Origin of the sequence: Streptomyces soli, assembly GCF_003999195.1 — a bacterium.
GTDB classification, from domain to species: domain Bacteria; phylum Actinomycetota; class Actinomycetes; order Streptomycetales; family Streptomycetaceae; genus Actinacidiphila; species Actinacidiphila soli.
In genome coordinates this window covers 16535-34879 of the sequence record NZ_RJVR01000053.1, presented here as the reverse complement: position 1 = coordinate 34879, position 18345 = coordinate 16535, and the positions used below count along the sequence as shown (strand labels likewise).

The window sequence follows — 18345 nt, the reverse complement described above, 5'->3', positions numbered from 1 at the left end:
GTGCGCGCCGGACGCGGAGCGAACGCGGTGGACCAGAACACCCAAGACCGTTCGGGGTGTTCGGCTGAGCATGGGCTCTGGCAACAGGACTCACTCCCACTCAGTCTCTAGGAACGGTCGGCTGATATCCGCGCTCGGGCTGACTCCCCCGCCCCTGGCGGAGGTCGTGGCCCGGCGCGCCACGGCGGCGCGTACGGAGCCGGACTTCGTGCCGTCGTCGGCCGAGCTGGACGACGGGGAGGAGCCGCTGCCCTACGAGGTCCTGAAGGTGTAGCGCGGCCGGAACAAATACGTGGACGCGGCCGGAAGCGTGCGGTTATGGTCTGCTCAATGCCCTGGACCAGGAAGGAGGCGAGCGCGATGTACGCGACGACAACTGTGCGCTCCTGCCCCCTGAGATGGGCGTCCCACGTCTGACGAGGTGTCCGACCGGGAGCGCGTCACACTCTCCCGAAGGATTCTGGACACTCATGTCTGATCTGGTCATCCGCCCCCTCGAAGCGGGCGAGACACACCTCTTCAACTCCCTTTCCGACCCCGACCCCGGCCTCGTCGGTCGCCCCCTGCTCGGCCACGCCTTCGCGCTGACCGACGAGGGCGGCGAGTACCGGCCCGAGTGGTCCTGGGTGGCGCTGCGCGAGGGCGCGGTCGTCGCCCGGGCCGCGTGGTGGGGCGCGCCGGGGGACGCCGAGCCGATGGCGCTCGACTGGCTGGACTTCACCGATGCCGACGCCGCCGTACAACTGCTGCGCACCGCGCCGCTGAAGGCCGAGTACGACCTGTTGCTGCCACCGGGCTGGCGCGACCGCCCCGACGTACGGGAGGTGGCGCAGGCGCGGATCGACGCGGCGATCGTGGCCGGCATGGAGCCGCTGGTGGAACGGTTCCGGTACGACTGGACGCCGGAGTGCGGGCTGCCGGAGCCGCCCGGGCGGCTGGAGTTCCGGCCCGAGCCGGACGACGCGGTGATCCTGGACGTACTCAAGCGCATCGGGCACGGCAGCCTGGACGCCCACACCCGGCACACGGTCGCGGAGAAGGGACCCGACGCGGCGGCGCGGGAGGAGCTGGACATCCTGCTCTGGTTCCCGTCACCGCGTGAATGGTGGCGGCTGGCGTACACCCGGGACGGGGAACCGGCGGGCATACAGGTGCCGAGCCGCACCAGCGCGGGGCGCTATGTCATCGGCTTCATCGGCGTGCTGCCTGAACAGCGCGGCCACGGCTACGCGTACGACCTGCTGGTCGAATGCACGCACGACCTGGTCGGGTACGGCGCAGAACGGATCGTTGCCGCGACCGACCAGGGCAACGCCCCAATGGCGGCGCATTTCGCCAAGGCGGGCTATCCGGTGACGCAGGAGCGGGTCAACCTCGTGTGATCCGGCTCCTGTGATCCGTCTCGTGTTATTCCCTGACGGCGGGCCCGGCGTGCCGCAGCATGGTGACCATGCTCTTCGACGTGTGGGCGCCGAGCGCCGCTGATGTGGAGGTTCGGGTCGACGGTCGCGCGCACGACATGCAGCGCGATCCTGAACGCGGCGGCTGGTGGGTCACCGACGCACCGGCCGCCGACGGCTCGCGCTACGCCTTCGTGCTGGACGGGAGCGACCGGCCCCTGCCCGATCCGCGTTCCCGGCGCCAGCCGGACGGGCCGGACGGGCTGAGTGCGGTCGTGGACCACGGGAGCTACGTGTGGCAGCGGGAGTGGCCCGGCAGGCCGCTGCCGGGGGCGGTGCTGTACGAGCTGCACGTCGGCACCTTCACCGTCGAGGGCACCTTCGACGCGGCGGTCGAACGGCTGCCGCACCTGGCCGAGTTGGGCATCACGCACATCGAGCTGATGCCGGTCTGCCCCTTCCCCGGCACCCACGGCTGGGGGTACGAGGGCGTGTCGCTGTGGGCGGTCCACGAGCCGTACGGCGGCCCCGACGGGCTGAAGCGCTTCGTGGACGCCGCCCACACCCACGGGCTGGGGGTGGTGCTGGACGTCGTACACAACCACCTCGGCCCGTCCGGCAACTATCTGCCCGCCTTCGGGCCGTACTTCACCGACCGGCACCACACACCCTGGGGCGACGCGGTCAACCTCGACGCGCCGGGCTCGGACGAGGTACGGGCGTATCTCATCGGCAGCGCCCTGGCCTGGCTGCGGGACTACCGGCTGGACGGGCTGCGGCTCGACGCGGTCCACGCGCTGGTCGACACGCGGGCGCTGCACTTCCTGGAGGAGTTGTCGACCGCCGTGGACGCGCTGTCCGCCGCGCTCGGCCGGCCGCTGTTCCTGATCGCCGAGTCCGACCTGAACGACCCCCGCAGCACCACCCCGCGCGTGGCGGGCGGCCTCGGCCTGCACGCCCAGTGGAACGACGACTTCCACCACGCCCTGCACGCCAGCGTGACCGGCGAATCCTTCGGCTACTACGAGGACTTCGCGCGCGCGGGCGTCGCGGGCCTGGCCAAGGTGCTGGGCGACGTCTTCTTCCACGACGGTACGTATTCCGGCTTCCGGGGCCGCACGCACGGCCGCCCCGTCGACCGTACGACCACGGCGGCGCACCGTTTCCTCGCGTACGCCCAGACCCACGACCAGATCGGCAACCGCGCGACCGGTGACCGGCTCGCGGCGGCGGTCACGCCCGGGCTGCTGGCGGCCGCCGGCGCGCTGGTGCTCACCTCGCCGTACACGCCGATGCTCTTCATGGGCGAGGAGTGGGGCGCGCGCACGCCCTGGCAGTTCTTCACCGACCACGACGACCCCGAGCTGGCGGCCGCCATCACCCGGGGGCGCCGCCGCGAGTTCGCCGCCCACGGCTGGGACGCCGAGGACATCCCCGACCCCCAGGACCCCGCCACCCGGCGCCGTTCCTGCCTGGACTGGGCCGAGCCGGATCGCGAGCCGCACGCGGCGCTGCTCGCCTGGTACCGGAAGCTGATCGCCCTGCGGCACGCCGAGCCCGAGCTGACCGACCCGGATCTGGGGGCCGTACGGGTGGACCACGGCAAGCAGACCCTGTGCCTGGGCCGGGGCCGCTTCCGGGTCGCCGTGAACCTCTCCGCCGAGGAGGCGGTCGTCCCGCTGCACGGCCCGTGCGAGGTCGTCGCCGTCTGGACGCCCTGCCCGCCCCCGGACGCCTACGGGCGGCTGCTGCTGCCCGGGCACTCGGTCGCCGTCGCTACGCTCGTCGTATGAGCGAGGTGAACGAAGTGACCGAAGCGCCCGAGGACGAGCCCCGCGCCGAATGCGTGCTGTGCCGCGAGCCCACCGAATACCCGCAGTCGCGGCCCGGCATCACGCTCTGCCCGCGCTGCGAATGGCAGGAGGCGCAGCGCACCGCCTGCTCGGGCTGATCCGGCTACAACGGATCCCTGATCAGGTCTCCAGCAGCCGCTTGCGGCACTCCTCCACGTCGAAGTCGGCCGGTGGGTACTGCGGATCGATCTCCTCAAGGTGTTCGAGGAGCAGCCGGCCCACCGCCCAGTTGCGGTACCACTTGCGGTCGGCCGGGACGACGTACCAGGGCGCGGCGGGGGTGGAGCAGCGGGCCAGGGCGGCTTCGTACGCCTCCTGGTAGGCGGGCCAGAGCGCGCGGTCGTCGATGTCGGACGGGCTGAACTTCCAGCGCTTGTGGGGCTTGTCGAGGCGGGCGAGCAGCCGCTTGAGCTGTTCCTCGCGGCTGATGTGCAGGAAGACCTTGATGATGGTGACGCCGTCCTCGGCGAGCCGGCGCTCGAAGGCGTTGATCTCGTCGTACCGCTGCATCCACTCGGCGGGCGGCACCAGTCCCCGGACCCGGGCGACAAGCACGTCCTCGTAGTGCGAACGGTCGAATACGCCGATCTCCCCCGGCTGCGGCAGCGACCGCTCGACCCGCCAGAGGAAGTGGTGGGCCCGCTCCTCCTCGGTCGGCGGCTTGAAGGCCCGGTAGCGGCAGCCGGCCGGGTTGAGGCCGCTCAGGACGTGCTTGACGGTGCCGCCCTTGCCCGAGGTGTCCATGCCCTGCAGCAACAGCAGCAGCCGGCGCCGGTCGCCCGTCGCGCTCTGCGCGAAGAGCCGGTCCTGCAGCTCCGTCAGCCGTGAGCCGGTGCCGGCCATCCCGGCCCTGGCGTGCACCTTGCCGGACGGCCCGCCGGGCTTGGCCGAGGGGTCGTACGACGAGAGACTGACGGGTTTGCCGTCGGGCGGGACGCGCAGCAGCGAGCGCAGGTCGGTGACTCGCGGGTCGCGCTGCTTCCGGTTCGTCTTCGCCACCGCGGATACCTCCGCCCTTCACACGCTCGTACCGGGTCGGTTCGATTCGACTCGACTGGGTTCGATCGTCCGCCGGATCGGCCGCGGCCGCCAGGGCAGACCGGCTTCGTCGGGCCGACTGTGTCAGGCCGCGAGGCGCCCCGCGTCGCGGGCAAGGGCGGTGAGCCGGGAGATGGCCCGGAAGTACTTCTTGCGGTAGCCGCCGGCCAGCATCTCCTCGCTGAAGATGCGGTCGAAGGGCTCACCGGACGCCATGACGGGCACTTCACGGTCGTAGAGCCGGTCGGCGAGGACGACCAGGCGCAGGGCGGTGGCCTGGTCGGCGACGGGCTTGACGCCCCGCAGGAAGACCGCCTCGACGCCGTCGCAGAGCGCGCCGTAGCGGCTGGGGTGGACGCGGGCGAGGTGGTCCAGGAGGGCGCCGAAGTCGTCCAGCGAGGCACCCGGCGTGCGCTGGGCGAGGGCGGCGACCTGCTCGTCGGCGTACGGGGACGGGGCCTCGGGCAGACCGCGGTGGCGGTAGTCCTGGCCGTCGATGCGCAGGCTGCGGAAGCGGGCGGACAGGCCCTGGATCTCCCGCATGAAGTCGGTGGCGGCGAACCGGCCCTCGCCGAGTTTGCCGGGGAGGGTGTTGGAGGTGGCGGCGAGTTTCACGCCCGCGTCGGCGAGCTTGCCGAGCAGGGTGGAGACCAGCACCGTGTCCCCGGGGTCGTCGAGCTCGAACTCGTCGATGCAGACGAGGCGGTGGCCGCTGAGGGCCTGCACCGCGTGCTGGAAGCCGAGGGCGCCGACGAGGTTCGTCAGCTCGACGAAGGTGCCGAAGGCCTTCTGCTCGCGCGGCGCGGGCGTGGCGTGCCAGAGGGAGGCGAGCAGGTGCGTCTTGCCGACGCCGTAGCCGCCGTCGAGGTACACCCCGCCGGGTCCGGCGGCCGCGGGGGCCTCGCGCCGGAACCAGCGCTTCCGGGTGTCGGCGGCGCTGCCGAGGGTCGCCGCGAAGCCCTCGAGAACGCGTACGGCCTCGGCCTGGCTGGGCTGCGCCGGGTCCGGGAGGTAGTTGTCGAAGCGTACGGAGTCGAAGCGCGGCGGCGGCACCATCTCGGCGACCATCCGGTCCGCCGGGACGTGCGGCTCGCGCTGGGACAGGGCTATGACACGGGCTTCGGCCACACGGGCGTCGGCGGCAGCGGAGGATGACACAATCACCCAGCGTAGTGCCTCCCGGCAGGCGTTCACGGCCCGTGTGGCGCACTCCACGTGACCGCACGGACGTCGTGGCGGCGGCGCCCCGGCTGATCCTTCCTTCGCCTGCCGGGCGCAGGTACATGCCAGACTGCTGGTATGTACCGCCTCTTCCCCGCCCCGGCCGGTGAGACCGCCCGTACGACCGTCAGTACGTCGGACGACCTCGCGGACGCGTACGCCTATCCGGAACTGCCGCCGGGGAAGACATGGCTGCGGGCCAACATGGTGTCCTCGCTGGACGGCGCGGCCCGGCACGACGGCCGGTCGCAGCCGCTCTCCTCCGACGCCGACATGCGGGTCTTCGGCACCCTGCGCGCCCTCGCCGACGCGGTGGTCGTCGGCGCCGAAACGGTTCGCCAGGAGGGCTACCGCCCGGCCCGGGTCCGCGAGGCCTTCCGGGCCCGCCGCAGCGCCGCGGGCCAGCCGCCGGTGCCGGCGATCGCCGTGGTCAGCGCGAGCCTCGACCTGGACTTCTCGGCGCCGTTGTTCACCGAGCCCGCGGTGCCCACCCTCGTACTGACCGGCGCCGACGCCCCGGCCGACCGTGTCGACACCGCCGTGAAGTCCGGCGCCCAGATCGTCGTGGCGGGCGACGGCACCGGCGTGGACCCGGCCCGGGCGGTGCGCGAACTGGCCGCCCGGGGGCTGACCCGGCTGCTCACGGAGGGCGGCCCGAGGCTGCTCGCCCAGTTCGCCGGGGCCGGCGTGCTGGACGAGCTGTGCCTGACGATCGCCCCGCTGGTCGCCGCGGGCGATGCCATGCGGATCATGAACGGCCCCGGGATCACGGAACCGGAACGATTCAGTCCGATCTCGATCCTGGAGGAGGACGGCTTCCTGTTCACGCGCTACACGCGTGGCTGACATCCGGCGGAATATCCCGTTCCGCTTGCCGGTGTGAGGGAACACTTACACCGCGTGCACCCGCGAGAAAGAAGGATGTGTCCGTGTTCACGACCGTACTGATGATCGAGAAGCCGCTCGTGCCGGCCGACCTGGAGCTGGTCACCACCCTCCACGGCGACGAGCCCGTCTCCTTCGTCGTGCTCATGCAGCCCCGAGGCGACCAGGACCGGCTGCTGCGGGCCGTTGACGACGTAGCCCTGGGCGAACTCGACAAGGCCGTGCGCGAAGGACAGCAGCCCGAGGGCGGCGACGCGCTGCTCCCCGCCGAACGGGCGCTCGCCCACTCCCTCAAGTCCCTGCGCGACGCGGGCAGCGAGGCGGTAGGCGAGGTCGTCGAGAGGCACCCGATCGAGCTGCTCAAGTCGGTGGTCGAGCAGACCCACGCCGACGAGGTCATCGTCCTCACCGCCCCCCACCTGGTCGAGGAGTTCTTCCACCGCGACTGGACCTCCCGGGCCCGGCACAAGGTGGGCGTGCCGGTGCTGAAGCTCTTCGCGCACAATCCGGACGACTGAGCGCCGGACGACTGAGCGCCCGGCGGCGCGACCCAGGCGGCGCGACCCCGGGCGTCCGGGTCCCGCCGCCGCCCGCGGTCGGATCGCGCACCGCGAGGTGGAAGAATCAGGACCGCACCCAAGCCGGCCAGCAGAACCCCGGGAGACGCGCGCATGACCCCCACGATTCCCCCCGCCATGGACCGACCGCACTTCATCGGCATCGGCGGCGCCGGGATGTCGGGCATCGCCAAGATCCTCGCCCAGCGCGGCGCGCGGGTCGCCGGCAGCGACGCCAAGGACTCCGAGACCGCCGAGGCCCTGTGCGCGCTCGGCGCGACGGTGCACATCGGTCACGCCGCCGTCCACCTCGCCCCCGACGCCACCAGCGTGGTCGTCTCCAGCGCCATCCGGGCCGACAACCCCGAGCTGGCCGCCGCCGCGGAGCGCGGCATCCCGGTCGTCCACCGCTCCGACGCCCTCGCCGCGCTCATGACCGGCTACCGCCCCATCGCCGTCGCCGGCACCCACGGCAAGACGACCACCACCTCGATGCTCGCCGTCGGCCTCGGCACCCTCGGCCTCGACCCCTCGTACGCCATCGGCGGCGACCTCGACGCCCCCGGCTCGAACGCCCACCACGGCGCGGGGCAGATCTTCGTCGCCGAGGCGGACGAGAGCGACCGCAGCTTCCAGAAGTACGACCCCGAGGTCGCCATCGTCCTCAACGTCGAGCTGGACCACCACGCCAACTACGCCTCGATGGACGAGATCTACGAGTCCTTCGAGACCTTCACCACCAAGATCCGCCCCGGCGGCACCCTCGTCGTCGGAGAGCACTCCGGCGCCCGCGAGCTGGCCGCCCGCGTCGCCGGCCACGACGACCTCACCATCGTCCGCGTCGGCGAGGACGAGGCGGCCGACGTACGCATCCTGAACATCACCGCGCGCGGCATGTCCAGCCAGGTCACCGTCGCCCTCGGCGGCGCCGAGATCACCTTCACCGTCTCCGTCCCCGGCCGCCACTACGCCCACAACGCCGTCGCCGCCCTCGCCGCCGGCGCCGCGCTGGGCATCGACCCCGCCGGCCTCGCCGAGGCCCTCGGCTCGTACACCGGCGTCAAGCGCCGTCTCCAGCTCAAGGGCACCGCCGCCGGCGTCCAGGTCATCGACTCGTACGCCCACCACCCCACCGAGATGACCGCCGACCTCCAGGCCCTCCGCGAAGCCGCCGGTGACAGCCGCGGCCGCATCATCGTGGTCTTCCAGCCCCACCTCTTCAGCCGCACCCAGGAGCTCGGCCTCGAAATGGGCCACGCCCTCGCCCTCGCCGACGCCTCCCTCGTCCTCGACATCTACCCCGCCCGGGAGGACCCCCTCCCCGGCGTCACCAGCACCCTCATCGTCGACGCCGCCGCCGCCAAGGGCGCCGACGTCACCCTCGAGCACGACAAAAACGCCGTCCCCGGCCTCATCGCCGGAATGGCCAAGCCCGGTGACCTTGTTCTCACCATGGGCGCGGGCGACGTCACGGACCTCGGTCCGAAGATCCTCGCCCGCCTGGAGAGCTGAGGAGCACGCACATGTCGTCGTACGAAGTCGAGAAGTCCGACCAGCAGTGGCGCGAAGAGCTGACCCCCCAGGAGTACGCCGTCCTGCGCGAAGCCGGCACCGAGCGCGCCTTCACCGGCGAATACACCGACACCAAGACCACCGGCATCTACTCCTGCCGCGCCTGCGGCGCCGAGCTCTTCCGCTCCGACACCAAGTTCGAGTCCCACTGCGGCTGGCCGTCCTTCTACGACCCCGCCGACTCCAAGGCCGTCGAACTCATCGAGGACCGCACCTACGGCATGACCCGCACCGAGGTCCGCTGCGCCCGCTGCGGCTCCCACCTCGGCCACGTCTTCGAGGGCGAGGGCTATGGCACCCCCACGGACCAGCGCTACTGCATCAACAGCATCTCCCTGCGGCTCGCCCCCGAGGAGGCCTGAGCAGGACGTGCCGTCGAACTCAGCGAACCCCTTTCCTGGATCGCCGAGCCTGCCCTCGGTGAGTCCTGCGCGGGCGGCCGGCTGAGGCGATGGCCTCGATTCGTCGGCGGTGGGGCGTCACCCTGTGCGGTAGAGCGCCGTGAGCAGTTCGATCGCGGCCTGGGTGGCGGGATGCGGGTCGTCCCGCCACCCAGGCGAGCCGTACCGCGATCGGCTCGGCGCCCGCCGATCACCGAGCGCCAGGCGGTCGCGGTCCCGTTCCCACGGGGGGCGGCCGCCTGGCGCCTGTGCGCCCGTATCGTTCCAGCGGCAACCAGTGAGGAGTCATTGACGATGACAGGCGAGTCGTACGAGTCAGCAGACGGTTCCGCCGAGCCCGTGGTGCGTACCACCGCCGGTGCGGTGCGCGGGCGCCGGGAGGGCGGCCTGGCGGTCTTCCGCGGCATCCCGTTCGCCGAACCGCCGGTGGGGGATGCGCGGTTCCAGGCCCCGCGCCCCGTGCCCGCCTGGGACGGGATACGGGACGCGTACACCTTTGGTCCGCCGCCCCCGCAGGAGGTGGGGATCCAGGGCCGCACCGGAGCGCTGGACGCGCCCATGGGCGACGACTGGCTGACTGTCAACGTCTGGACGCCCGACCCGGACCCGGCCGCCCCTCGCCCGGTGATGGTGTGGATCTACGGCGGCGCCTACAAGCTCGGCCATTCCGGCAGCCCCGGCTACGACGCCCGGCGCATCGCCCGCGACGGCGACGTGGTCGTGCTCACCCTCAACTACCGCGTCGGCATTGAGGGGTTCGCCCGCATCGACGGGGCGCCCGCCAACCGTGGCCTGCTCGACCAGGTCGCGGCCCTGGAATGGGTACGGGAGAACATCACGGCGTTCGGCGGCGACCCCGGTCAGGTCACCGTCTTCGGAGAGTCGGCCGGAGCCGGATCGGTCGCCTCGCTGTTGGCCATGCCGAGCGCAACGGGACTGTTCCGGCGGGCCATCGCACAGAGCGTGCCGGGAACGTACTTCTCGGACGAGCTGGCCCGGGACATCGCGGCCGCCCTCGCCGCCGAGGCGGGCCTGCGGCCGACGGTCGCCGACCTGTCCACGGTGAATCCACGCCAACTGACTGCCGCAGGACAGACGTTGAGCACCAAGATGCACCAGTACGAGGAAAGGTGGGGTCAGGTCGTCCCCACCCAGACCCCCTTCTCCCCCGTCGTCGACGGTGAGGTGCTGCCGACCACTCCATGGCAGGCGCTCGCGGCCGGCGCGGCACGGGACGTGGAGCTGATCGCCGGGCACAACAGGGACGAGTTCCGGCTGTTCGTCGTCCTCGGCGGCCGGTTCGGGAAGATCAGCGACGAGGAAGCGGCGGCGGCACTGCGCATGTTCGGGCCGGGACCGGACGGCGAACGGGCCTACCGCGGCGCCTTCCCGGACGCCTCGCCCGGCGAGCTGTACGAACGGGTCCAGTCCGACTGGTTGTTCCGCATGCCCTCGCTGCACCTGGCCGAGGCCCACATCGCCGGGGGCGGCCGCGCCCACATGTACGACCTGACCTGGCCGGCCCCGGGCAACGGCGGCGTCCTGGGCGCCTGCCACGGCCTGGACATACCGCTGCTGTTCGGCACGTTCGACGCCGACCTCGGCTCGCTGCTCTTCGCCGGCACCGAATCCTCGCCGGAGGCCGAGGCGCTGTCGTCCCGCTTCCGCGCGGCCTGGACCGCCTTCGCCACGACGGGCGACCCGGGCTGGCCCTCGTACGACACCGAACGGCGACTGGTCCAAGTCCTCGACGCGGACCCACAGGTCACCCCCTACCCGGAGGAAACCTCCCGCCGCCTCTGGCAGGACCACATCTTCGCTGCGCTGCCGCTGATCAAGTGATGGGACGTCTCGGTCCTGACGAATCCGAGCATGACCTCAGTCTCGAGCCACGCAGCGAATCCCGGCAAAGGGGTCGCATCACCGAGGGAAACGAGCACCTTGCCCTCGGGGCTGCCTGTAGGAGGCCGGGCGAATAGGTGGGGCGGCGTCGCGTGCCGATGGCTCTCGCCTGGCGGCGTTGTCGTCGGTCGACGACGTCCCCCAGCCTGGCGGCTGGGTGGGGGTCCCCCGGACGGAGGACATTTTGGATCGGCTCGGTTCTTCGGGGCCGCTGCCGTCGCGCGACCTTCCGGACACCTGCAAGGTGCCGTGGAAGTCGACCGGGTGGACCAACAACCGCAACGTCACACAACTGCTGGAGTTCATGGTGGTGCGGGGTGAGGTCGCCATCGCGGGACGCCGGGGCCGCGACCGGCTGTGGGACCTGGCCACGCGGGTCTACCGCGATGACCCGGTGGTCCCGGTGGACGAGGCGCTCCGTGTCCGCAACGAGCGACGGCTGCGCGCGCTGGGCATCGCCCGCACCCGAGGGCCGGAATACCCGGTCGAACCGGCGGACGTGGGCGATGCCGGTGAGCCGGCCGTGGTCGAGGGGGTCAAGGGCACGTGGCGGGTCGATCCATCGCAGTTGGGACTGCCGTTCTCGGGGCGCGCGGCGTTGCTGTCGCCCTTCGACCGGCTCATCCACGAACGCAGGCGCACCGTCGAGCTCTTTGAGTTCGACTACCAGCTGGAGATGTACAAGCCCGCTGCCAAGCGACGGTGGGGGTACTTCGCGTTACCGATCCTGTACGGCGACCGGCTGGTGGGCAAGCTCGATGCCACCGCCGACCGCAAAGCCGGGGTGTTGCAGATCCATGCGATCCACCAGGACGTCCCTTTCACCAAGCCCGTGACCGCAGCAATCGGTCGCGAGATCGAGGACCTGGCTCACTGGCTCCAGCTGGACCTCTCACTGCCCCACTGGCCAGGCGTGGTGTGGCCGCCGGCCGCAGCCGGTGCGGGGCAGTCGGCGCCGGCTCCCCTCACTCAACGGCCGTGAGGAATTGGGTCGCGGCGAGTTCGGCGTAGAGCGGGTCGGCGATGACGAGTTCGGTGTGCGTGCCGACAGCCGCGACGCGGCCGGCGTCCATGACGATGATGCGGTCGGCCGTGGTCACGGTGGACAGGCGGTGGGCTACGACCAGTACGGTCGTGGAGCGGGCAACGTCGGCGACGGTGTCGCGGCGGGCGGCTTCGTTGACGGCGTCGAGCTGGGAGGCGGGTGTGCCTTCGGTGCGGGGACGTCGAAATCTCGGAGTCAGTATCCGCCCGAGAGGTGGCCGATCCGGCCCCGGTGAAGAAGTTCACGGGCGAGCAGCCCCCGGGACGACGCCTGAGCGAGGCCCCCGCGTGGGGAGCGCGTGAAGCAGTACGCTGCCGTCAGCAGGTCCCAACCCGTCGAGCAGGCTCAGGGGAGGTACGCCATGACCGCCGAGATGGTCGCCCCCGCGTGGATGCACGAGCAGATCACTGCGGAGCAGTACGAATCCTGGTCCGAAGAGCAGTGCGCGGGCATCGAGGTCGTGGACGGGATGGTCGTCGTGAGCCCCAGTGCGTCCAAGCGGCACAATCGCCTGGCCCGGATCCTGGCCAACGCACTGGACGCGGCTGCCGGACCGGAGTGGAACGCCGACACGGACTTCGACGTCCGGCTCCAGGACGTGCCGCTCACCAATCGCCGTCCGGACGTCGTCGTCTACCGCGCGGACACGATCGACATCACGCCCACCCGTCCTGAGCATGTGCTGCTGGTCGTCGAGGTCGTATCACCGGGTTCGGAGACCACCGACCGGATCGTGAAGGTGGACCAGTACGCCCGCGCCGGCATCGCTTTTTACTGGCGAATCGAGCAGGCCGCCACCGGTATCCCGCTGGTGTACACCTACCTTCTCGATCCGGCCAGCAGGACGTACCGGGACGGAGAGGTCTTCACCGGCACGGTCAAGGTCTCGGCTCCCTTCCCCGTAGAGATCGACCTCGGCACGATCTGACCCTGTCTCCGACCGCCGGCACGGCGACATCTGCTTGGCGACAGGAACTGACTACGGCGGTCACCAGGTCGAGTCCCCCCGCAGTAGGGCCTCGGCGCCGCAGTCGACGAACACCACTTGTCCGCACAGGTGAGTGTTCTCCTCGCTGGCGAGCCAGGCGAGCAGCCGGGCCACCACGACCGGTTCGGCGATCCCGTCAGCGGCATCGGAAACGGGCGCGGGGGTGGACGGCCAGCAGCGTGATGCCCTGGGGGGGCTGAAGGCCGCGGTGATCCATCTAGTACACGGCCGTCCCCGACCGCCTGGCCGTGGCGCTGCCCGACCACCTCAGCGATGACCTCGGAGCGAGCCTGGGCATCCCCGGGATCACCGCCCACCGGTCCGTGTTCGGCGACGGCCCCGTGGACGGCCGGATCGTCCTCGTGCAGGGCGTCCTCGGCGCCGTCGGCTCGATGGCCGCCCAGCTGGCCCGCTGGGCCGGCGCGACCGTCATCGGCACCGTGACGCGCAGCCGCGACCTGGAGCGCGTCGACCCGTCCGTGGTGTCCCACGCCGTCGCCCTCGACCAGGACGACCCGGCGAAGGCGATCCGCGCCCACGCACCGCAGGGCGTGCACCGCATCATCGAGGTGGCCATGTCCGACAACGCGGACCTCGACGCCGCGGTGATCGTCGGCGACGCGGTCATCGCCGCCTACGCCACCCGGGCCGACCGGCCCGAACTGCCCTTCTGGCCGCTGCTGTTCGCCAACGTGACACTGCGCCTGCTCGGCAGCGACGACTTCCCCGTCGAGGCAAAGCAGCAGGCCGCCCGTGACCTCACCGCCGTGGCAGCCGTCGGCGCCCTGAAGGTAAACCCGGTACGGTGCCTGGTCCACGCGAGCCGGGCTGTCCCGACGTGGCACGCAACTCTCCGGAAACACGCGGGCCTCATCCATCCCACAGAGTCCCCGCCATATTTCACGGGTTCGTCGGCTACATGCAACTAACCCTGGACCACGTCTAGTTGCGAAAGCATCTCCAGTTGGTGAACGTCGAGGAACACCACCGTCAGCGACCGCGCCGCCCGCGACGTCGCCGGCCGCGGGCCTTGCTCCAGAACCAGCCGGCCGGGGGCTCGTCGCTGCGCCAGGGGCTGGGTTCCGGGGCCTGCCGCCGCCAGCGGGCGCTGAGCATCCTGGCCCGGCCGGAGGGCTCGTGGGTCTGGGCATCGTGGACAAAGGCTTCGTCGAAGACCACGTCGTCCCAGTTGTCGCCCCGAGGGGCGGATTCGGTTGTCATGCGAATGTTTCCCGTTGGTCAGTTGTCCGAGAGGCGCCTAATGACGTCCTCGTCCCCTTGGTACGCGCCACCTCTTAAGAACACAGTGAAGAAGATCGTCCGCCGGCTTCGGAATAAAATGCCGCCGCCAGATTGTGTTCCACGATCTGGAACGCACGCCTCAATGCGACACCCTCGCTGATTCACTCAGAGCACGAGCCGGCTCCGGCCATACGTCGGACAACCGATGTATCCCCCCCGATTCCGTACCAGGAATCCATGCAAGGAGTAAATCAATGAAGTCGCGTATGCGTACGATCCGTGTCGGTGCGGCAGCCCTCGCCATCGGCGCCCTCACCGCAAGCGCCCTGGTTCTGACGACGGCGGGCAGCGCCGAGGCCGCCCCGGTCAAGGCGAAGGCCACCTCGGCCATGACGACCACCGCCGTGTCTCCCCACGTCTGCCGGTACGGCTGCCTCTGATCACCACGTAATAGGGACTCGCGCGTGGCATACCGGGAAAACCGGTCATGCCACGCGCGGGCTTTTCTATATCCGTCGGGTCTTGAGATTCCGAAGAGATTTCATTGAGACGGGGAGCGGACGCTATGACCATGAGCACCCCGTCCCCCTCACCCACTCCCCTGATCGGCACCCGCGACCTGCGGACCGCCGAGCGGCATGAGCGGATGTCGGCGATCGACAAGGCATTCGTCCTTTACGAGGCGCTCCGGTCGGCTCGTGGCGTGATGAGGCTCTCCGACCTCAGCAAAAGAGCCGGAGTGCCGAAGTCCACGACGCACCGGCTGCTGAACTCCCTCGTGACCTCCGGCCTGGTGGTACGGACCGGAGCCGGCTACGTCGCGAGGGAGCGGCCCGGCGTCGTCCCCGCGCCCGAGCCGGCCAAGGAGCAGCGCAAGCTCCTGCGCCGGCTTGCGCCCTTCGCCGCCGACCTGCTCGCCCGCACCAGCGGGTCCGGGAGCAGCTCGCCGGTGAGCTGGGCATCGAACCGGGCCCGGCACTGCGGCAGCTGCACGGGCTAGTGCTGGCCGGTGACCACCCCGCGGTTTCGCGGACCGAGCCCGCGTCGCCCGCCCGGCTGGTTCCCGCGCAACTACCGCACGACGTAAGTGACTTCATCGGCCGGGACGACAAGGTGGAGCGACTGCGGAAGCTGTCTGCCGCCGCAGCCGGCTCCTGCGGCGGTGGGGCCGCCGTACTCGCCACCGTCGACGGCGCCGCCGGGTCGGGGAAGACCGCGTTCGCGATCCACGTGGCGCACGACATGGCGGATCAGTTTCCCGACGGGCAACTGTTCGTCGATCTCCGCGGCTTCGATTTACGCCTTCCCCCGGTCACGACCGAGGAGGCACTACGGCATCTGTTGCACGGGCTGAGCCCCCACGCGCAGGTGCTCACTGCGGACGTCGCCACCCAGGCCGCGATCTACCGCTCGCTGCTGGCCGGCCGGCGGGTCCTGGTGGTGCTCGACAACGCGCGCAGCGCCGAGCAGGTACGGCCGCTGCTCCCCGGGTCGCAGGGCTGTCTCGTACTGGTGACCAGCCGCAACCGGCTTGCCGGACTGGCGATTCGGGACGGCGCGACCCGTATCGGCATCGGCGTGCTGCGGCCTGCGGAGTCCCTTGAGCTGCTGCGCCGTGTGCTCGGCGCCGACCAGGTGGACGCCGAGGTCGACATGGCCCGCGAACTGGCCGCGAGCCATCATCACCTCCTCCTCCGAACACGGCGGCCAGCCCTTCCTCGCCCGGTACGTCGCCTCCAAGCCCGGCCTCGCCGGCCTGACCCGCAGCGCCGCCCACGCCCACCGCTGGGACCGGATCCGCATCAACGGCCTCAACATCGGCTGGACCGCCACCGAGGGCGAGGACGCCACCCAACGCACCTTCCACGGCGCCACCGGCGACTGGCCCGAACAGGCAGCCCGCCGAATCCCGTTGGCCGGCTGGGCGACCCCGACAGGATCGCCGGCCTCGTCGTCCTCCTCCTCTCCGACCGCTCCGGCGTCGTCACCGGCACGGTCATCGACTGGGACCAGAACGTCCTGGGCGGACTCGACTAGCCTCTCGGCCAAAGGGACCGGGGTGTTCGCCACGCCCGTGCCGGCGGTCGCGGGTGAGAGGTGGAGACATGGCAGGACCACTGACGGGGCTGCGCGTGGTCGAGTTGGCGGGCCTCGGCCCGGCGCCGCACGCCGCGATGGTGCTGGCGGACCTCGGCGCCGAGGTCGTACGGGTCGAGCGGCCCGGCGACCGCAGGGCGGATGCCCGGGACCAGCTGCTGCGGGGCCGCACGGTGGTCGCCGCGGACCTGAAGGACCCAGCGGAGCGGGACGGGGTGCTGGCGCTGGTCGAGCAGGCGGACGTACTGGTCGAGGGCTTCCGCCCCGGCGTCGCCGAACGCCTCGGCCTCGGCCCCGAGGACTGCCTGGCCCGCAACCCCCGTCTGGTCTACGGCCGGATGACCGGCTGGGGCCAGGACGGACCGCTCGCCCCGAGCGCCGGGCACGACATCAACTACCTCTCCCTGACCGGCGCCCTGCACGCCATCGGCCGCCCCGGCGAACGCCCGGTGCCGCCGCTCAACCTGGTCGGGGACTTCGGCGGTGGCTCGATGTTCCTGCTCACCGGGGTGATGGCGGCGCTGTGGGAGCGAGAGCGGTCCGGGCGCGGCCAGGTCGTCGACGCGGCGATGGTCGACGGCATCGGCGTGCTGCTGCAGATGACGTGGAGCCTGCGGGGGATGGGCGTGTGGTCCGACGAGCGCGGCACGAATCTGATCGACGGCGGCGCGCCCTACTACGACACGTACGAGTGCGCCGACGGGCGGTACGTCGCCGTCGGCGCGCTCGAACCGCAGTTCTACGCCCGGCTGCTGGAAGGTCTGGGGCTGACGGCCGGCGAACTCCCGGACCGCGGCGACCGCGCCAACTGGCCCGCCCTGCGCGAGCGCATCGCCGCCGCCTTCGTCACGCGCGACCGCGACGACTGGGCCGCCGTCTTCGCCGGCACCGACGCCTGCGTCACCCCGGTGCTCCGCTTCGACGAGGTCTCCGGCCACCCCCACACCGCCGCCCGAAACGCCGTCCTCGACCGGGATGGCGTCCCCCAGGCCGCCCCCGCGCCCCGCTTCTCCCGTACTGCCCCCGGCGTCCCCGCCGCCCCGCCCGCCGAGGCGGTCGGGGTCGACGCCGTACTGGCGCGGTGGCGCCCGAAGGACTGACCGCCAGGCCGTTCATCGAGGACCTGGTCTCGATCGCGCGGCCGGCCACCGGCACAATCATCATACGAGCCCCGGGCCACGCGTAGGGCCGTCGGGGCTGTGGGGGCCATTCGAGGAGGAGACCGGCGATGAGCGAAGTACCGGGCAGAGTGACCGTGATCGGGGAGTCCCTGGTCGACCTGATCTGGCGGCCCGGGGCTGAGCACGTGGTGCCGGTTCCCGGCGGCAGCCCGGCCAATGTGGCGGTGGGGCTGCACCGGCTGGGCCGAGCGGCGACGCTGGTCACCGTGTGGGGTGACGACCCGCCGGGCGAGCTGGTGCGGGCGCATCTGGAGGCTATCGGCGTGGACGTCAGGCGCGTGGCCGCGGACGCGGGGCGCACCACGCTGGCCGTGGCGTATCTGGACGGGGCCGGCTCGGCGACGTACGACTTCCTCACCGCCTGGGACCCGCGCGAGCTGCCGGTGCCGGAGGACACCGCCGTCCTGCACACCGGTTCGCTGGCCACGGTCGTGGAGCCCGGGGCCTCGCGGGTGGTGAAGCTGTGCCGCGAGCTGCACGGCACGGCCGGGATGACGGTGGTGACCGATCTCAACGTCCGGCCCGCCGTCCAGCCCGACCGGGAGGCCTACCGCGAGGCGTGCCTGCGCCTGGCCGGCGTCGCCGATGTCGTCAAGGCCAGCGACGACGACCTCGACTGGCTCTTCCCAGCCCTCAAGCCCGCCGAGGCGGCCCGCGTCCTGCTCGCCGAGGGGCCGCGCCTGGTCGTGGTGACCCTCGGGGCGGAAGGAGCGCTGGCCGTGACCTCCGCCGAGGAGGTACGGGTCCCGGCACCCAGGACCGAGGTCGCCGACACCATCGGCGCCGGGGACACCTTCCAGGCCGCGCTGCTGGACGCCATCGCCGCGCACGGCGTCCCACACGACCCGGCCGAGCTGGCCGCCGTCCTCACCCGCTGCACCACGGCGGCCGCCATCAACTGCACCCGGGTCGGCGCCGATCCGCCCACCCTGGCCGAGCTGACCGCCGCCCTGGGCTGAGCGG

General features: G+C 71.7%; 17 protein-coding genes and 5 pseudogenes. 17 read left to right on the top strand and 5 right to left on the bottom strand.

Going from position 1 to position 18345, the window contains the following annotated elements; all coding sequences use genetic code 11:
* Positions 1–470 precede the first annotated feature (470 nt).
* The 3 genes from EFK10_RS03570 (at position 471) to EFK10_RS46945 (ending at position 3351) form a co-directional block, all read left to right on the top strand.
* Positions 471–1382: a GNAT family N-acetyltransferase gene (locus EFK10_RS03570; RefSeq protein WP_127354314.1), complete on the top strand. Its 912-nt coding sequence runs from the start codon at positions 471–473 to the stop codon at positions 1380–1382.
* 68 nt (positions 1383–1450) lie between these two features.
* On the top strand, positions 1451–3193 hold the full coding sequence (treZ, locus tag EFK10_RS03565) for a malto-oligosyltrehalose trehalohydrolase (RefSeq protein ID WP_127354313.1): 1743 nt from the start codon (positions 1451–1453) through the stop codon (positions 3191–3193).
* A complete protein-coding gene (locus EFK10_RS46945; RefSeq protein WP_164835805.1) occupies positions 3190–3351 on the top strand; it encodes a hypothetical protein in 162 nt (53 codons plus the stop codon). The genes treZ and EFK10_RS46945 overlap by 4 nt, the downstream gene beginning before the upstream one ends.
* Positions 3352–3373: 22 nt before the next feature.
* On the opposite strand, the gene EFK10_RS03560 is transcribed toward EFK10_RS46945, so the two are convergent.
* Positions 3374–4252, bottom strand: coding sequence for a polyphosphate kinase 2 family protein (locus EFK10_RS03560; RefSeq protein ID WP_127354312.1), 879 nt, complete (start codon positions 4250–4252; stop codon positions 3374–3376).
* Positions 4253–4375: 123 nt separating this feature from the next.
* Positions 4376–5449 (bottom strand): cell division protein ZapE, encoded by a 1074-nt coding sequence (zapE, locus tag EFK10_RS03555; protein ID WP_164835804.1) that lies wholly within the window; start codon positions 5447–5449, stop codon positions 4376–4378.
* Positions 5450–5590: 141 nt separating this feature from the next.
* Between zapE and EFK10_RS03550 the strand changes: the two genes are divergently transcribed.
* The 4 genes from EFK10_RS03550 (at position 5591) to msrB (ending at position 8888) form a co-directional block, all read left to right on the top strand.
* The gene (locus EFK10_RS03550; protein ID WP_127354311.1) at positions 5591–6358 is read left to right on the top strand and encodes a pyrimidine reductase family protein; all 768 of its coding nucleotides are present in this window, start codon (positions 5591–5593) and stop codon (positions 6356–6358) included.
* Positions 6359–6441: 83 nt separating this feature from the next.
* A complete protein-coding gene (locus tag EFK10_RS03545; protein ID WP_127354310.1) occupies positions 6442–6915 on the top strand; it encodes an indole-3-glycerol phosphate synthase in 474 nt (157 codons plus the stop codon).
* 153 nt (positions 6916–7068) lie between these two features.
* Entirely contained in the window at positions 7069–8466 is a 1398-nt protein-coding gene (gene murC / locus EFK10_RS03540; protein ID WP_127354309.1) for a UDP-N-acetylmuramate--L-alanine ligase, read from the top strand.
* Positions 8467–8477: 11 nt separating this feature from the next.
* Positions 8478–8888, top strand: a complete 411-nt coding sequence (gene msrB / locus EFK10_RS03535) for a peptide-methionine (R)-S-oxide reductase MsrB (protein WP_127354308.1) — start codon at positions 8478–8480, stop codon at positions 8886–8888.
* A gap of 117 nt (positions 8889–9005) precedes the next feature.
* On the opposite strand, the pseudogene EFK10_RS49455 reads toward msrB, so the two are convergent.
* Positions 9006–9108 (bottom strand): annotated as a pseudogene (locus EFK10_RS49455) (LysR family transcriptional regulator); the annotation flags it as partial.
* Positions 9109–9221: 113 nt separating this feature from the next.
* On the opposite strand from EFK10_RS49455, the gene EFK10_RS03525 reads away from it, so the two are divergent.
* Together EFK10_RS03525 and EFK10_RS03520 are read left to right on the top strand one after the other, a co-directional pair.
* The gene (locus tag EFK10_RS03525; protein ID WP_127354307.1) at positions 9222–10769 is read left to right on the top strand and encodes a carboxylesterase/lipase family protein; all 1548 of its coding nucleotides are present in this window, start codon (positions 9222–9224) and stop codon (positions 10767–10769) included.
* 244 nt (positions 10770–11013) lie between these two features.
* A complete protein-coding gene (locus tag EFK10_RS03520) occupies positions 11014–11811 on the top strand; it encodes a DNA glycosylase AlkZ-like family protein (RefSeq protein ID WP_240676966.1) in 798 nt (265 codons plus the stop codon).
* On the opposite strand, the pseudogene EFK10_RS52520 reads toward EFK10_RS03520, so the two are convergent.
* Positions 11795–12028: pseudogene (locus EFK10_RS52520) on the bottom strand (ABC transporter ATP-binding protein); the annotation flags it as partial. The gene EFK10_RS03520 and the pseudogene EFK10_RS52520 overlap by 17 nt on opposite strands.
* A gap of 207 nt (positions 12029–12235) precedes the next feature.
* Here EFK10_RS52520 and EFK10_RS03510 point away from each other — a divergent pair.
* Both EFK10_RS03510 and EFK10_RS03500 read left to right on the top strand, forming a co-directional pair.
* Positions 12236–12802, top strand: a complete 567-nt coding sequence (locus EFK10_RS03510; protein ID WP_127354305.1) for a Uma2 family endonuclease — start codon at positions 12236–12238, stop codon at positions 12800–12802.
* Between the two features lie 281 nt (positions 12803–13083).
* Positions 13084–13659 (top strand): annotated as a pseudogene (locus EFK10_RS03500) (zinc-binding dehydrogenase); the annotation flags it as partial.
* A gap of 193 nt (positions 13660–13852) precedes the next feature.
* Here the strand turns inward: EFK10_RS03500 and EFK10_RS03495 are convergent.
* Positions 13853–14083, bottom strand: coding sequence for an SGM_3592 family protein (locus EFK10_RS03495; RefSeq protein WP_127354303.1), 231 nt, complete (start codon positions 14081–14083; stop codon positions 13853–13855).
* A 275-nt stretch (positions 14084–14358) separates the two neighbouring features.
* Here EFK10_RS03495 and EFK10_RS03490 point away from each other — a divergent pair, with 275 nt between their 5' ends.
* The 6 genes and pseudogenes from EFK10_RS03490 (at position 14359) to EFK10_RS03465 (ending at position 18341) form a co-directional block, all read left to right on the top strand.
* Positions 14359–14544 (top strand): hypothetical protein, encoded by a 186-nt coding sequence (locus EFK10_RS03490; protein ID WP_127354302.1) that lies wholly within the window; start codon positions 14359–14361, stop codon positions 14542–14544.
* 131 nt (positions 14545–14675) lie between these two features.
* Complete coding sequence (locus EFK10_RS03485) at positions 14676–15104, top strand: helix-turn-helix domain-containing protein (protein ID WP_164835803.1); 429 nt, start codon at positions 14676–14678, stop codon at positions 15102–15104.
* Positions 15104–15763: pseudogene (locus EFK10_RS49450) on the top strand (NB-ARC domain-containing protein); the annotation flags it as partial. The gene EFK10_RS03485 and the pseudogene EFK10_RS49450, both read left to right, overlap by 1 nt.
* Positions 15764–15785: 22 nt before the next feature.
* A pseudogene (locus EFK10_RS03475) lies at positions 15786–16141 on the top strand (SDR family oxidoreductase); the annotation flags it as partial.
* A gap of 68 nt (positions 16142–16209) precedes the next feature.
* Positions 16210–17301: a CaiB/BaiF CoA transferase family protein gene (locus EFK10_RS03470; RefSeq protein ID WP_127354300.1), complete on the top strand. Its 1092-nt coding sequence runs from the start codon at positions 16210–16212 to the stop codon at positions 17299–17301.
* A gap of 128 nt (positions 17302–17429) precedes the next feature.
* On the top strand, positions 17430–18341 hold the full coding sequence (locus tag EFK10_RS03465; protein WP_127354299.1) for a carbohydrate kinase family protein: 912 nt from the start codon (positions 17430–17432) through the stop codon (positions 18339–18341).
* Positions 18342–18345: the final 4 nt, after the last annotated feature.

Excerpts from the sequence above, each read along its gene's own strand:
- EFK10_RS03570 (WP_127354314.1), top strand. The coding sequence starts at position 471 with ATGTCTGATCTGGTCATCCGCCCCCTCGAAGCGGGCGAGACACACCTC.
- msrB (WP_127354308.1), top strand. The coding sequence starts at position 8,478 with ATGTCGTCGTACGAAGTCGAGAAGTCCGACCAGCAGTGGCGCGAAGAG.
- EFK10_RS03485 (WP_164835803.1), top strand. The coding sequence starts at position 14,676 with ATGAGCACCCCGTCCCCCTCACCCACTCCCCTGATCGGCACCCGCGAC.
- treZ (WP_127354313.1), top strand. The coding sequence starts at position 1,451 with ATGCTCTTCGACGTGTGGGCGCCGAGCGCCGCTGATGTGGAGGTTCGG.
- EFK10_RS03470 (WP_127354300.1), top strand. The coding sequence starts at position 16,210 with ATGGCAGGACCACTGACGGGGCTGCGCGTGGTCGAGTTGGCGGGCCTC.
- EFK10_RS03490 (WP_127354302.1), top strand. The coding sequence starts at position 14,359 with ATGAAGTCGCGTATGCGTACGATCCGTGTCGGTGCGGCAGCCCTCGCC.
- EFK10_RS03495 (WP_127354303.1), bottom strand. The coding sequence starts at position 14,083 with ATGACAACCGAATCCGCCCCTCGGGGCGACAACTGGGACGACGTGGTC.
- EFK10_RS03465 (WP_127354299.1), top strand. The coding sequence starts at position 17,430 with ATGAGCGAAGTACCGGGCAGAGTGACCGTGATCGGGGAGTCCCTGGTC.
- EFK10_RS03525 (WP_127354307.1), top strand. The coding sequence starts at position 9,222 with ATGACAGGCGAGTCGTACGAGTCAGCAGACGGTTCCGCCGAGCCCGTG.
- EFK10_RS03510 (WP_127354305.1), top strand. The coding sequence starts at position 12,236 with ATGACCGCCGAGATGGTCGCCCCCGCGTGGATGCACGAGCAGATCACT.
- EFK10_RS46945 (WP_164835805.1), top strand. The coding sequence starts at position 3,190 with ATGAGCGAGGTGAACGAAGTGACCGAAGCGCCCGAGGACGAGCCCCGC.
- murC (WP_127354309.1), top strand. The coding sequence starts at position 7,069 with ATGACCCCCACGATTCCCCCCGCCATGGACCGACCGCACTTCATCGGC.
- EFK10_RS03550 (WP_127354311.1), top strand. The coding sequence starts at position 5,591 with ATGTACCGCCTCTTCCCCGCCCCGGCCGGTGAGACCGCCCGTACGACC.